Genomic DNA, 13,993 nt, shown 5'->3' with positions numbered 1-13,993 from the left:
CCCCGACGGGGTCTGAACCCTCAGGTGAGGGTTCAGACCTTCTTTTGCACAGGTTGATTCGTTGACTGAAACTACCCTGGCCCGGTGCCGCCCCCGGCCGGGCGTACTTCTCAAGAAGCACGAACAAGGAGTTTCATGTCGGGCAGGACAACTCTGCGGCGCAGGTGGGCGGTATCCCTCTCGGTGTTCGCGGCCGTCACCATGACGGCCGCACCACTGGCATCGGCCGATCCCACCGCGACGCCCGCTGACCAGAATTCAACCGCATCCCCCGGCTCCCAGACCGGGACCGCCGAGGACGTCTCCGGCCAGGCCGGCGAGATCCCGGCCGAGGGCTCGGAGCCGCTGGAGAACATCGACACCGCCGAGGCCGTCATCACCGGGACGAACAGTTCAGGGCTGGTCACGTCGACAACCATCGCGAACCCTTCGGACGAGATCGCCATCAAGGACCCGAGCAGCATGACCAGCTCCTCGTCCCCGGCCCCGCCCGACGCATCGAGCGAGACCACCGGCGAGGGCTCCGCAAGCCAGGCCGGAGCCCCCCAGAGCCCGAGCGCCACTGCCAGTGGTTCGGCGGAGCCGACCACCGGGCCCACTGGAACGGCATCGGCCCCAGTGGGCCCGAACGCCTCATCCACGCCCACTACCGCCGATGGCACCACCGTTCTGGAGGACATCCGGACCGGCGGTGCAGGTGATTTCTCGATGGTCGGCGTGACGTGGAACGCCTTGGACGGCGATGGCCTCGGCCTGCACGTGCGCACCCTGACGGCCGACGGCTGGAGCGAGTGGTACGACATCACCCCCGACCAGGAGGAGACCGAGCAGAAGGCCACCGGCGCCATCTACGTCGAGGACTCCACCGCCGTCGAGGTCCAGGCGACGGGCCAGGCCGGCGCCAGAGCCGAGGGCATGGAGGCCGTGCTCATCAACACACCCGCCCAGAGCACCGATCCGACCACGAGGGTCGGCACCTCATCGGTATCCGGCAGCGCTGCCAGGAACACCGTCATGTCGACGAACGGCTCGGTGTCCCAGCCGAACATGATCACCCGCAGCCAGTGGGGCGCCATCGCCCAGGACGGCTGCGAGGCGAACTCCGACACGATCCGTGCCGTGGCGGTGCACCACACTGCTGGAAGCAATGACTACACGGCCGGCCAATCCGCATCCATCGTGCGCGGCATCCAGTACTACCACGAGGTGACGCTGGGCTGGTGCGACATCGGCTACAATTTCCTCGTCGACCAGTACGGCCAGATCTTCGAGGGCAAGGGCGGCGGCCCGACCTATCCTGTGCACGGCGCCCACGCCACCACTTGGAATTGGGAGACCGTCGGCGTCAGCCTGATGATGAATTCCAACACGGCGCAGCCCTCCAGCTCCATGCTGAACTCGCTGGAGGACTTGATCGCCTGGAAGATAGCCAACAACTACCTCAACCCGCTCGGCACGGTCGGCCTCGGTGGCAGGACGATCAACGTCATCTTCCGTCACGGCGACGTGATGAGCACCGAGTGCCCCGGCACGAATGTGACCAATCGCATGGCCGAGATCCGCAATGCCGTCGCGGCCCGGGTCAGCGGCAAGACGTACTCCACCATCTACGACACCTGGCGGGCGGCCGGTGGTGAGAGCGGCGCTTACGGCGTCGTCTACGAGATGGAGCACGGTGTCACGGGCGGACGCCAGACGAATTTCGCGCACGGCTCGATCTACGTCTCGACCAACGGCACCATTTACACCGTCCACGGGGGCATCGGATACGAATACGCGGCCCTGGGCCATGAACACAGCTACCTGGGTCTACCGACCTCGAACGAGGTCTGCACGCTCAAGGACGGCGGCTGCTACCAGGGCTTCCAGGGCGGGACCATCCACTGGTCGACCGCGACGAACGCCCATGCGACCCATGGCGCGATCAAGGACGAGTGGGAGGCCACCGGCTGGGAGAACGGCCGCCTCGGCTACCCCACCACCGACGAGATCTGCGACCTCAAGGACGGCGGCTGCTACCAGAACTACCAGGGCGGAGCCATCCTCTGGAACCAGGCCACCGGAGCCCACATCAGCGTCGGCGCCATCCGGTGGATGTGGCAGAACACGGGGTTCGAGAACGGTTCCCTGGGCTACCCCACCAGTGACGAGTTGACCTCCGGCTCGGGCGCCTATCAGCTTTTCCAGAACGGGGCCATAGTCTGGAGCTCGTCGAGCAATGTTACGAAGGCGATTGCCATGAACCCATCAGGGCTGAACGATCAGCAACAGTCCTACCTCCGGTCGGCCCTGCCGGCAGCCGTCGCCGAGTCACTGCAGTACAACGTGCCGGTCTCGGTCGCGCTGGGCCAGTCGATCCTCGAGTCCGGCTGGGGCGGCAGCACCCTGGCGAGCCGGTACAACAACTACTTCGGCATCAAGTGCAGCACCTCGAGTCCGTACCAGGCCGGCTGCGTCAACATGAACAGCGGCGAGTACATCAATTCCTCGTACCAGATCCTGTCGAGCAGCTTCCGTACCTACACTTCGGCGACCGACTCGTTCCTGGACCACGGCTACTTCCTGACGCACAACAGTCGCTACGCGAACGCCTTCAACTACAGCGGGGACCCCGACGAGTTCATCCGTCAGGTGGCCAGAGCCGGTTACGCGACCGATCCGAACTACTCCACGAAGGTGATCAACATCATGAGCAGTTACAACTTGTATCAGTACAACGCCTGACCGGGACCGGCCCCGGGCGGCGGGCCGGGTGCATGCCCGGTCCGCCGCTCTCGGCTCACTGCCAGGGCGTGAGATCGGCCACAGCCTTGCGTTCGCGCCCGACCGGAGCCGCCTCCGGCGCCGGGATGCCCACGGCGAGCACGGTGACGGGCGTCCAATCCCGGCCGATGCCGAACTCGGTGCGCGCCCCCTCGTGGTCGTAGCTGGCGAACTGGCGCACGTGCAGCCCCATCGCCTCGGCCTGGATGCTCATATGGGCCACTGCCCCGCCCAGGTCGTACAGGGCGTAGTCGGGCTCACTGCCCTCCGTGCGGTAAACGGCCAGGACGAGGGCGGACGCGCCAAGGGCCCAGTCGGACACGCCCCTGATCACCTTCTCAAGGCGTTCGTAGACCGGTTCGCCCCGGCGTCCCACGACGAAGGCCCATGGCTGACGGTTCATGGCCGACGGCGCCCAGCGCGCGGCCTGCAGCATGCACTCGACCTGCTCGGAACCCAGCACATGCGTCTGGTCGAAGCCCCGCGGGCTCCATCGCCCGGAAAGAAGGGGAGTCATTTCGTTCATGCCACCACGTTAGCCACGAACCGGCCCCTCGGTCGATGGCAGGATTGGGGCCATGCCCGCCGACCGCTACGTGTCCCCCGCCGGCCCCAGTCGCCACGAGGTCGGCGTCAAGCGCTCGCGGTTCATCGCCTGCATCCTCCCCGTGGAGGACGAAGGGCAGGCCCGCGTCCGCCTGAGCGATCTGCGTCATGAGTTCCACGACGCCCGGCACTGCTGCAACGCCTATCTGCTGGGGGCCGGGCGCGACAGCGCGCACTCCAGTGATGACGGCGAGCCCGCCGGAACGGCCGGAGCACCGATCATGCAGGCCCTGTCGAACCACGTCACCGCCACCGGGCAGGCGGACCTGTCGAACGTCCTGGCCGTCGTCGTGCGCTACTTCGGCGGCGTCAAGCTCGGGGCCGGGGGCCTGACGCGCGCCTACGGCGGAGCCGTCACGCAGGCTCTGCGCCTGACCCCGATGCTCCTCCATGAGCAGCGCGCCCTGCTCGACGTCCACCTGCCGCCGGCCGACGCCGGACGTCTGGAGGCCGTCCTGCGCGGCACCCTGGAAGTGCTGGATACCGTCTGGGACGATCCGGCCGGCCCAACGGTGCACGTCGCCTGCCCCGCCGACACCACGACGACCATCGGGACGATCGCCGCGCTCACCTCGGGCGTGGGCCGCGTTGACTCCGCGGGAACGCGCTGGGTCTCCCACGCGCTGTCCCCCGCCGAGCCCTCGAACGGTGGAGACATGCCGTCGCGCCTCCTTTAAAAATTCTTTAAAATACCCTGAGTTTTCGCTGAGGGATATGGCTTCGACGAGCGGGAAAACCCTTACACTGCCTGAACGGTCAATAAACTGCGGTCGAACGCGCCTTTCTCGACAAATCCGCGGGTTATCATCACTGACGGTGCACGTGGCCCATCCCACGGTGCGCCCGTGCCCGGCCAGCTGCAACGCCGGCGGCGCGAGGAGACCGTCGATTCGGAGTTCGGATGCCCACCACACAGCACACTGATCCGCGTCTTACCCGCCGCGGTGTCATCGCTGCGGCGGCCGCCGGTGCAGGCGCGATCGGCCTGTCGTCGTGCGCCGCCAGCCCGGACGGCGCCTCGGGCGGATCGGCGGGGGCCGGAGGCACGGCCTCACCCACCGTCACCGTCACCAGCGCGCACGGCACCGATGCCGTCCTGCCCGACGACGCGCTCACCATCGACGTCACCAACGGCACGCCCGTGGCGGTCAAGGTCACCGACTCGGACGGCGCCGTCTACACCGGCCAGCTCGACGGCACCACCTGGAAGGGCGACCGGGCCTTCTGGCCCGAGACGCAGTACACGGTGGCCGTCGACGTCACCGACTCGAGGAACCAGGCTGTCACCCTCACCCAGTCGATCACCACCGCCTACGTCGACACGCTCGTCTACGAGCCGGTCTACGCCCAGGACGACCTCGGCGTGGCCATGCCGGTGTACATCCAGTTCTCCGACACGGTGGACCAGGCCGAGCACCGCGCCGCCATCGAGAAGCAGGCCAGCGTGACCGTCACCCCCGAGCAGACCGGCTCGTGGGGGTGGGTCGAGAACCGCATCCTCATGTGGCGCCCGCAGGAGTACTGGACCCCCGGCACCACCGTCGACATCCATCTGGCCTTCGCCGGCGTCAAGGTCGGCGACTCGCAGTACCTGGCCGATGACACCGATTACTCGATCAGTATCGCCGGCACCAGGGTCGAGATGATCTGCGACCTCGGCACCCAGCACATGGACGTCTATCAGGACGGTTCCCTCCTGCGCACCTGCCCGGTGAGCACTGGCAAGGTGGGGCACGAAACCTACTCGGGCACCAAGGTGATCATGCAGAAGTACGACACCTTCACCATGGACTCGTCCACCTACGGCGTGCCGGCCGACTCGTCCGAGGGCTACAAGACCGAGGTGCCCAACTGCCAGCGCGTCACCTGGAGCGGTGAGTTCCTGCACGCCGCCAGCTGGTCGGTCGCCTCCCAGGGCGTGACGCCCACCAGCCACGGCTGCACCAACCTCAGCCCGGATGACGCCGCATGGCTCATGACGATCACCCACATCGGCGACCCGGTCGTCTTCAACGGCACCACTCCCGGTGGTTCGTACCTGGCCTTCCAGCCCGGTGACGGCGTGGGCTGCTGGACCTACGACTGGGACAGCTGGCAGCAGCAGAGCGCGCTGACCTGACCACGTGCCGAGGGTGCGTTCCCCAGCAGAATCAGGCGGTCCCCAGCCCGGTATCAGGTGGCCGAAGCGGCCGCGATCTCCTCGATGGACTCCTTGAGCTTCGCGTCGAACTCCTCCCGGGTGTCGTTCACCGACAGGCCCTCGGACAGGGCGCGCGAGAAGCTGGCGATCACCCCGGTATTACGGGCCAGATGCTCGCAGGCCTCCTCACGGGTGTAGCCGCCCGACAGCGCGACGACGCGCAGCACGCGCGGGTCGGCGATGAGGTCGGCGTAGAGGTCGTCCCTGACGGGGATGGACAGTTTGAACATCACCTGCTGGCCTTCGGACAGGTCGTCGAGATGGGCCCTCAGCTCGTCGTGGAGGATCTGCTCGGAGGCCTCGCGGTCCTCGGCGTGGATGTCGGCCTCGGGCTCGATGATGGGCACCAGGCCCTTGGCCAGGATCTGCTGGGCGATCTGGAACTGCTGGGCGGCGATGGCCCTGATGCCCGCCTCATTGCATCCGGCGATCACCGAGCGCATCTTCGTGCCGAAGACCCCGTTGGCCACCGCCCGGTCGAGCAGTCCGTCGAGCTCCGGCATCGGCTTCATGAGCCTCACACCGTCGGCCTCGTCGGCCAGGCCCTTGTCCACCTTGAGGATCGGCACGATGCCCTTGCGCTCCCACAGGAACTGGGCCGTCGGAATGGATTCGACGGCACTCTCCATGGTGCGCTCGAACAGGATCGCGGCAAGGATGTGCTCGCTGGTGAACGAGGGGCTCGTGATGATGCGGGTGCGCATCTGGTGCACCAGGTCGAACATCTGCTCCTCGGTGCCCCAGGCGCTCTCGTCGATGCCGTAGAGCCGCAGCGCCTTGGGAGTGGAGCCGCCCGACTGGTCGAGAGCCGCGATGAAACCCCGGCCGCTGCCCATGCGCTCCTGCTGTTGCTGATTCATTGTCGACCTCCATGCTGGTTGATCTGGCCCCACCGTTGGGGCCGACGTCATACGTGGCGCCGATGGGTACAAGCCTACGCGAGAAGGCCATCCGATCGGGAGACCCCGCACGCTCGCACCGGAGCACCCGATCGATCCAGGCCGAACGGGTGCGGCGAATCCATGCCGTTCGCTGCGGGCATGACACCCCGCCCCTGTCCGCAGTCGGTCCGGGGCCGTCGTCTCCCGCGGTGAGGGCGCCGGTAATCGCTGGCAGGCTGGCAAGGTGAACGGCCCGCCGCACGGGCCGAGCCGGCGGGCGGGGCCCGGGCGTGCAGCGGTCGGCGAGCCCACGGCCCCTGCCGCGTCGCAGTGCAACCTTGTAGACGTGTACACGCTTCTACTGATATCTAGCTATGCCCTTAGTCATGTCAATACTGACAGATCGACGACGTCGTACGCCCTCGCGCCGAGTCCCGCCCAGCGATGCCACGACGACGCCAACGGCATCGGGACCGGACCCGCGTCCAGCCCGAACGCCTGCCGGAGCGCTCCGTCACCGATCATCGCGCAACGGCGGGGAAGCCAGCCGGGGGCCTCGAGGGGGCCGGGCTCGCGGGGCCGGGATGCACCGAGGTCCGGGCGAATCACCCCGCCCCTCTGCCGCCACGGGCCCAGATCGCCCTGGGTTCACCCCTCGTCCTGGAGTCTCCGCGATCGGTGCGCAGCCGACCGCGCAACAATGGTTGCGGACCGGCGGGCGCACCACTGACCCGCCGGGCGCACAGCCAATCAGTTCAGGAGGACACGCGTGCTGCCGCTGAACATCGAGTTCGTCTGGCCGAACACTCTCATCGAGATAGCCGTCACCCTCGCGCTGGCGGTCGTGATCCGCTTCGTGCTGCGCCGTCTGATCGACCAGTTCATCAAGCATGCGGGCCAACGGCAGTCCGAGCGCGCCGGTCACGACATCACCACCGACGGCATCAACACGAACCGGGCCGCGCAACGGGCCAGGACACTCGGCACCGTCTTGAAGTCGATCACCGACGTGCTCATCATCATCGTGGTCGTGCTGATGGTGCTCAACTCGATCAACATCAACGTGATGCCGGCCATCGCGTCGGCCGGCGTCGTCGGCATCGCCATCGCCTTCGGCGCGCAGAGCCTGGTCAAGGACTTCTTCAACGGCATCTGCATGATCATGGAGGACCAGTACGGCGTGGGCGACATCATCGAGGTCGACGACATCAAGGGCACCGTGCGGGCCGTCGGCTTCCGCGTCACCGAGGTGCAGGATTTCAACGGCCAAGTCTGGTACCTGCGCAACGGCGAGGTCACCACCGTGTGCAATGTCTCCCAGGGCTTCTCGAAGTCGACGATCGACATCCCCGTCAGCATCGACGAGAACCCGGCGGCCGTCATCAAGCTGCTGCGGCGCACCTGCGCCCGCATGGACGCCGAGCCCGACTGGCACAACCAGATGCTCGAGGCCCCGAACGTGCTCGGCCTGAACTCGCTGGACGAGAACGCCGCCCTCTACCAGATCCTCATCTCCTGCCCGGCGAACAAGCAGTGGGCCGTCGAACGCGAGATCCGCAGCCGCATCCTGGCGGCCATGCGACGCGCCGGCATACGCACCCCGCGTCAGGCGATCCTGGCGCTGCCGCCCAAGAACGAGGAGCCCGCGCCGGCCCAGCCCGGGCAGAAGCGCCACCCGCTCAGCAAGGCCGCCCGCGACCATCGCGCCGAGCAGGCCGCCCAGGCGATGGCAGCCCCCCGTACGGGCGGTGGGACGGACGGGCGGCGCACCGGAGGACGCCCTCCGGCCGAACCGGGGTCGGCCGCCACTGCCGGGCAGGCCGAGCAGAAGGAGGTCCCTGCCGCTTCCGCACCGGCCGTCGCTCGTGCCCGCCAGTGGCTGGAGGATTCGGCCAACAGCCAGGTGCGCTGGGTCTCGGCCGGCGACACCGGCCACAACATGGCCGCCGAGAAGACGATCGCCCTGGACCCCTCGACCGTCGCCGAGGAGACCGAGCACCGCCCCAGGACCACCCGCCGTCGTCCGGCCGCCCAGGCGTCCTCTTCTCGGGGCAGCGCACGGAAGACCCCCCGCAGTGGCGCGCAGAGCGGTTCGCCCGTGGAGGCCGATCAGGCGTCCGCAGGAGCGGGCCAGTCCGACTCGACCCATCAGCTGCCGCGCGTCGACAGCGTCGACGGCTGAGCAGGACCAGGGTCAGGACCCCGGCACCGGTGAGCGCGGCTGGCCTCGGCCGCTGCCATGCGGCCCGCCCCGGTTAGACTGGACCGATGTGTCCGACCATGCCGCCCTGTCGCAGACCCAGCGCCACGCCGTCGCCGAGCTGCTGCGCATCACGCCGCTGACCGACGAACTGGGCCGGCTCTTCGAGAAGGCCGGCGAGGAGCTCTACCTGGTCGGCGGCTCGGTACGCGACGCGCTGCTCGGTCGCCTGGGGCACGACCTCGACTTCACCACCTCGGCCGGGCCCGATCGCACGGAGGAGCTGCTGCGCTCCTTCAGCCACTCGGTCTGGACGGTCGGCAAGGAGTTCGGTACCGTCGGCGCCAGCAAGAGGTCGGACGGACGCGAGTGGGTCGTCGAGGTCACCACCTTCCGGGCCGACGCCTACTCCCCGGAGTCCCGGAAGCCCGTCGTGGCCTTCGGCGACAACATCGCCGAAGATCTCGTCCGCCGCGATTTCACCGTCAACGCGATGGCCGTCGACGTCGTGGGCAAGACCTTCGTGGACCCGCACGGCGGCCTGCAGGACCTGGCCGCCAAGGTGCTCCGCACGCCGAGTACCCCGCAGGTCAGCTTCAGCGACGACCCGCTGCGCATGATGCGCGCGGCCCGTTTCGCCGCCCAGCTCGGCTTCAGCATCGAGCCCGCCGCCTTCAACGCGATGACCGGCATGCACGAACGCATCTCGATCGTCTCGGCCGAACGCGTGCGCGACGAGCTGAGCAGACTGCTGCTGGCCGATACTCCCCGCCCGGGCCTGAACCTGCTCGTCGGTTCGGGACTGGCCGACGTCATTCTGCCCGAACTTCCGGCAATGCGCCTGGAGCGCGACGAGCACTTCCGGCACAAGGACGTCTACGAGCACTCCCTGACCGTGCTCGACCAGGCGATCGCGCTGGAGAAGGCCCGCGACTGCAAGGACGGACGATCCAACCCGGACCACGAACCCGATCTGGTCATCCGTCTGGCCGCGCTGCTGCACGACATCGGCAAACCCGCCACCCGCGCCCTGGAGGACGGCAAGGTCACCTTCCACCACCACGACATCGTCGGCGCCAAGCTCGCCCGCAAGCGCCTGCGGGCCCTGCGCTACCCGAAGAACGTGGTCCAAGCGGTCAGCCAGCTCATCGAACAGCATCTGCGCTTCCACGGCTACGGGGACCAGTCCTGGACCGACTCGGCCGTGCGCCGCTACGTCCGCGACGCCGGCGACCAGCTGGAGCACCTGCACATCCTCACCCGCAGCGACTGCACCACGCGCAACCGGCGCAAGGCCGAGCGCCTGCGCCGCGCCTACGACGAGCTGGAGACGCGCATCGACGAGCTGAGCGCTCAGGAGGAGCTCGACGCGATGCGCCCGGACCTGAACGGCAACCAGATCATGCAGATCCTCGGCATCGGCCCGGGCCGCGAGGTCGGCATGGCCTACAGGCACCTGCTCGGCCTGCGCATGGACGAGGGCCCGCTGGGCGTCGAGCGCGCCACCGCCGAACTCAGGAAATGGTGGGACGGGCGGCTCCACTGACCGTCCCATATTCTGCGAACACCCTAGACACGGCTGTTCTTCGGTAAGAATATGTACCGCTGCGGCCCAGAGGACCGCTTGCCGTTCGGCCGGCAGCCGGGCGGGCCCGAGCGGTGCGGTGCGCCCCGACAACAGCACGACGGAGGAAACCATGACCCTTACCACCGAGAACAATCTCATCCGTGTCGAGGGCCAGCCTCGCGTCTTCAACCGCATCAAGGTACTCACCGTGCTGATGGTCCCGCTCGCCATGGCCGTGATGGCCATCTCCTCCATCAGCGTCGCCCTGCCGACGATCGAGGCCTCGATCGGCGCCTCGAACGCCTCGGTGCAGTGGATGCTCTCCGGCTATGCCCTCGCCTTCGGCATGGTCCTGGTCGCCGCCGGACGCATCGGCGACGCGCTGGGACGCGGGTCGGTGTGGATCACCGGCATGACGATCTTCAGCCTCGGCTCACTGGCCTGCGGCCTGGCCGCCAGTCCGCAACTGCTCAACCTCGCCCGACTCGTCCAGGGCTTCGGCGCCGGCATCTACAACCCGCAGACGATCGGCATGATCCAGCAGTACTTCAAGGGTCAGGCCCGGGCCAAGGCCTTCAGCGTCTTCGGCCTGGTCATCTCAGCATCGGTGACCGCCGGCCCGCTGCTGACCGGCCTCATCATCCGCGCAGCGGGACCGGACATCGGCTGGCGCGCCAGCTTCATCTGGACCTTCCCGCTGGGCATCATCGGCGTCGCCCTCGCCACGCGATGGTTCCCCTTCGAGACCGAACGACGCCGTGCCAGCGACAGACGCGCGGGCGCCGCCCGGGCCCAGCGCCTCGACCTGGACCCGGTGGCCGTCGTCCTGCTCATGGCCGCCGTGCTGTGCGTCATGCTGCCGTTCATCCTCAAGACGGGCCCCTCGTTCGGCCTGCTCGTCCTGGCCATCGCCCTGTTGCTCCTGTGGGTGCGCTGGGAGCGCGCCTACAAGGCCCGCGGACGCCAGCCCATGGTCGACCTGGCGATCTTCCGCCACCGCTCCTTCACCCATGGCACCGCCATCAGCGGCACGCAATTCCTCGGTAGCACGTCCGTGCTCATCCTGGCCGCCCTGTTCCTCCAGAACGGCATGGGCGCCTCGGCCCTGGCGACCGGCATGCTCGGCTTCCCCTACGCGGTCATCACGGCGGTCACCTCGCTCCTGACCGGGCGCATGGCGCTCGCCAGAGGCCGCAACATCGTCATCGCCGGGCTGTCGTGCATGACCATCGGCGTGATCGGCGCAGCCGTCACCGCCCACATCATCGAAGCGGCCCACGCCCGCTTCTGGTGGCTGGTTCTCCCGCTGACGCTCATCGGCTTCGGCAGTGGTTGCATGACCGGCTGCAACCAGACCCTGTCCATGAGCGAGATCCCCTCCACCGAGGGTGGCGTCGCAGGCGGTGTGAAGTCCACCACCGAACGCATGGCCACGGCCATCGGCAACGCGGTCACCACCGCCATCTTCTACTCGATGCTGTCCACCGGATGGGACACGGCACTGGCCGGCTCCTACGCGGCCATCACCGTGTTCATCGCCACCTCGACGGCGCTGGCCGTCTTCGACCGCGTCACCCTGGGAAAGGGCGCCTGTTCGGCCCCGGCGGCGTGAGCGGCGGGGGCGGCCTGCACCCCGATGGCCCGCACCGGTGCACCTGCCACCGGGTCCCGCCAAGGCCGCCGGGTCCGGGGCCTCGGACAAGACCCGCCGCCGTGCTCCGCACGAGGCCCGGACCCGGCGGAGCCACAGGGGCGGGCTCCTCCCTGGGCACGCCGCACCGCCCGCGGCCCCCTCTCCACACCGGCGGACCCACAATCGGCTCCAGCGCTCCTGAGCGCGAAGAGCCGACAACCATGCGCCCCCGAGGACCCGGGCCCGGCTCCCGGACCCCGATTCCCCCCTAATACGTTTCCCTTAGTGACGGCCATGAGCCTCCCCAGGGCGCCCCCTCGGCAGGTGCCCGTTCCTCGCCCATGCGGCTCCCCGGGCGGCCCGCCCAACATGATCCGCGTCTTTTCCACCAATTTTCCATCAAAATCATCAAAAACTCGCCCGAACGCGCCTTCCCGGGAGAAGTCTTGCAATCGCGGAACTTCGGGAAAGCTTCATTGTAACACTATTGAAGAATTACCGCAACCCTCAATTTTCCCTTGTTTTAAATCAGGCGAAGCCTCTTGACGCGTTCATATTGCAGCTTGTAGGTTCACTTGCCGGTTACACCGATAACCGAAACCTGCGTATTCTTCTGATACGTCAAACACCCCCGAAAGGACTATCATGAAGCTCCAGCTCGCATTGGATGACATGGATTTCGGCGACGCGACAGCGCTGATCACCGCAGTTCAGGAGTTCATAGACATCATTGAGGTCGGCACACCCATGATCACCAGGTACGGGCTGGAACCAGTGCGTCACTACCGCAAGGAATTCCCACATCTTGAAATACTGGCCGACACGAAGATCATGGACGTCGGCGCGTACGTGGCGACCCTCGCCTACGAGGCGGGGGCCGATTACTGCACTGTGCTGAGCGTCACGGACACCAGCACCATCAGGGGGTGCGTCGAAGCCGCGGCAGCACATCACCGCCACGTGTATGTTGACATGATCTGTCAGTTCGACATACCCGGCCGCGTCGCAGAGCTGGAGGACATCGGAGTGCGTTGTCTGGGAGTCCACACCGGAGTCGATCAACAAGCGCAGGGACGCACCCCCCTCGAAGATCTCGCAGTGCTGACGGAGTGCGCCAAACACTCCAAGATCGCAGTCGCAGGTGGAATTTCTCCCGCCACCGTGTCCTCCTACGCCGGGCTCGGACCGGAAGTCATCATCGTCGGATCCAGCATCACCCATTCCAAGGATCCTGTGGCGACAGCCCGCTGTCTGCACGAAGCCCTCGTCAACACGCCCTCATGAGGCACCAGCATGCCATTACCCGAACTCACCATCATCATCGACGAGCTGACCCGGGCCTCGGCGCATGTCGACCAAGGACAAGTCATCGAGTTGTGCGAAGCCTGTCAGAGCGCAAAAGGCGTTTTCGTCTGCGGCGCCGGACGGTCGGGGTTCGTCGCCCGCGCGTTGTCGAACCGCCTGCTCCACCTCGGGATCAACGTCTCGTTCGTCGGGGAACCGACGACTCCACCCATCACAGCCGACGATCTGTTGATCATCATCTCCGGCTCGGGGGCCACAGCCGGCCTGCGTGTCATGGCGGAGAAGGCATGCGCCCAGAACGCCGCACTCGCAACGATCACGCTCAACCCACAGGGTCCCATAGCCCAAATGGCGTCCCACCGCATCGTCCTGCCGGGAAGAACCCATCTGGCAGAGCAGGTCGACACGCCCGTCGTGTCCGAACAGTTCTCAGGATCCCTCTTCGAGCAGATGGCCTGGCTCACCTGTGACGCTCTCGTCATGCTGCTGCGTGACGCGATGTCCCAGAGCGTCGAGATGATGCGGGCCCGACATGCCAACTTGGAATAAGCCCATGACGATGCGTGCAAGCAGTTCTCTCACCGCAGTGTGCACACGAGTCTCCGGTCAGGACACGCCACTGGTCCGGGACCCGCCCGCCGGAGCGCCGATCACCCGGTCGCGCACATCATCATCCTGTCATCATCCTGATCCCTCGCTCCAATGGTTCACGCCATCGATCAGGACCGCACCCAGCCCTCGCCCGTCACGTCAACTCGGAAAATAATCTGCACCAAGGAGCCTCATGTTCGCTTTTATCGGCCGCGCCGTTTCCCGTCGCCCGGTGGTGTTCGTCATC

Annotated in this window: 10 protein-coding genes; 8 read left to right on the top strand and 2 right to left on the bottom strand. The window is 67.2% G+C overall.

Annotation, left to right across the window (positions count from 1 at the left end; all coding sequences use genetic code 11):
- Window positions 1-135 precede the first annotated feature (135 nt).
- Window positions 136-2,724 (top strand): glucosaminidase domain-containing protein, encoded by a 2,589-nt coding sequence (locus R2N01_RS03325; RefSeq protein WP_316668450.1) that lies wholly within the window; start codon window positions 136-138, stop codon window positions 2,722-2,724.
- 55 nt (window positions 2,725-2,779) lie between these two features.
- On the opposite strand, the gene R2N01_RS03320 is transcribed toward R2N01_RS03325, so the two are convergent.
- Window positions 2,780-3,289 (bottom strand): nitroreductase family protein, encoded by a 510-nt coding sequence (locus tag R2N01_RS03320; RefSeq protein WP_316668447.1) that lies wholly within the window; start codon window positions 3,287-3,289, stop codon window positions 2,780-2,782.
- Window positions 3,290-3,341: 52 nt separating this feature from the next.
- Here R2N01_RS03320 and R2N01_RS03315 point away from each other — a divergent pair, with 52 nt between their 5' ends.
- Both R2N01_RS03315 and R2N01_RS03310 read left to right on the top strand, forming a co-directional pair.
- Window positions 3,342-4,046, top strand: a complete 705-nt coding sequence (locus R2N01_RS03315) for a YigZ family protein (RefSeq protein ID WP_316668445.1) — start codon at window positions 3,342-3,344, stop codon at window positions 4,044-4,046.
- Window positions 4,047-4,270: 224 nt separating this feature from the next.
- Window positions 4,271-5,488 carry an Ig-like domain-containing protein gene (locus R2N01_RS03310; RefSeq protein ID WP_316668444.1) on the top strand — a complete coding sequence of 406 codons (1,218 nt, stop codon included), beginning with the start codon at window positions 4,271-4,273 and terminating at the stop codon, window positions 5,486-5,488.
- A 53-nt stretch (window positions 5,489-5,541) separates the two neighbouring features.
- Here the strand turns inward: R2N01_RS03310 and R2N01_RS03305 are convergent, their stop codons facing one another.
- Complete coding sequence (locus tag R2N01_RS03305; protein ID WP_316668442.1) at window positions 5,542-6,429, bottom strand: fructose bisphosphate aldolase; 888 nt, start codon at window positions 6,427-6,429, stop codon at window positions 5,542-5,544.
- A gap of 790 nt (window positions 6,430-7,219) precedes the next feature.
- Between R2N01_RS03305 and R2N01_RS03300 the strand changes: the two genes are divergently transcribed.
- The 5 genes from R2N01_RS03300 to hxlB all read left to right on the top strand — a co-directional run bounded on the left by R2N01_RS03300 (window position 7,220) and on the right by hxlB (window position 13,704).
- Window positions 7,220-8,632, top strand: coding sequence for a mechanosensitive ion channel family protein (locus R2N01_RS03300; protein ID WP_316668441.1), 1,413 nt, complete (start codon window positions 7,220-7,222; stop codon window positions 8,630-8,632).
- 88 nt (window positions 8,633-8,720) lie between these two features.
- Window positions 8,721-10,196: a CCA tRNA nucleotidyltransferase gene (locus tag R2N01_RS03295; protein WP_316668439.1), complete on the top strand. Its 1,476-nt coding sequence runs from the start codon at window positions 8,721-8,723 to the stop codon at window positions 10,194-10,196.
- A gap of 151 nt (window positions 10,197-10,347) precedes the next feature.
- Window positions 10,348-11,829: an MFS transporter gene (locus R2N01_RS03290; RefSeq protein WP_316668438.1), complete on the top strand. Its 1,482-nt coding sequence runs from the start codon at window positions 10,348-10,350 to the stop codon at window positions 11,827-11,829.
- Between the two features lie 666 nt (window positions 11,830-12,495).
- Window positions 12,496-13,134: a 3-hexulose-6-phosphate synthase gene (hxlA, locus tag R2N01_RS03285; RefSeq protein WP_316668436.1), complete on the top strand. Its 639-nt coding sequence runs from the start codon at window positions 12,496-12,498 to the stop codon at window positions 13,132-13,134.
- Window positions 13,135-13,143: 9 nt separating this feature from the next.
- Window positions 13,144-13,704 carry a 6-phospho-3-hexuloisomerase gene (gene hxlB, locus R2N01_RS03280; protein ID WP_316668434.1) on the top strand — a complete coding sequence of 187 codons (561 nt, stop codon included), beginning with the start codon at window positions 13,144-13,146 and terminating at the stop codon, window positions 13,702-13,704.
- The last annotated feature ends 289 nt before the right edge of the window (window positions 13,705-13,993 follow it).

The organism is uncultured Propionibacterium sp., assembly GCF_963539965.1.
Lineage (GTDB): Bacteria > Actinomycetota > Actinomycetes > Propionibacteriales > Propionibacteriaceae > Propionibacterium.
This window is presented reverse-complemented; position numbering and strand designations above follow the sequence as displayed.

Bases quoted from the DNA above. Each gene is read 5' to 3' on its own strand.
- R2N01_RS03305 (WP_316668442.1), bottom strand. From the start codon at position 6,429: ATGAATCAGCAACAGCAGGAGCGCATGGGCAGCGGCCGGGGTTTCATC.
- hxlA (WP_316668436.1), top strand. From the start codon at position 12,496: ATGAAGCTCCAGCTCGCATTGGATGACATGGATTTCGGCGACGCGACA.
- R2N01_RS03315 (WP_316668445.1), top strand. From the start codon at position 3,342: ATGCCCGCCGACCGCTACGTGTCCCCCGCCGGCCCCAGTCGCCACGAG.
- R2N01_RS03320 (WP_316668447.1), bottom strand. From the start codon at position 3,289: ATGAACGAAATGACTCCCCTTCTTTCCGGGCGATGGAGCCCGCGGGGC.
- R2N01_RS03325 (WP_316668450.1), top strand. From the start codon at position 136: ATGTCGGGCAGGACAACTCTGCGGCGCAGGTGGGCGGTATCCCTCTCG.
- hxlB (WP_316668434.1), top strand. From the start codon at position 13,144: ATGCCATTACCCGAACTCACCATCATCATCGACGAGCTGACCCGGGCC.
- R2N01_RS03290 (WP_316668438.1), top strand. From the start codon at position 10,348: ATGACCCTTACCACCGAGAACAATCTCATCCGTGTCGAGGGCCAGCCT.
- R2N01_RS03310 (WP_316668444.1), top strand. From the start codon at position 4,271: ATGCCCACCACACAGCACACTGATCCGCGTCTTACCCGCCGCGGTGTC.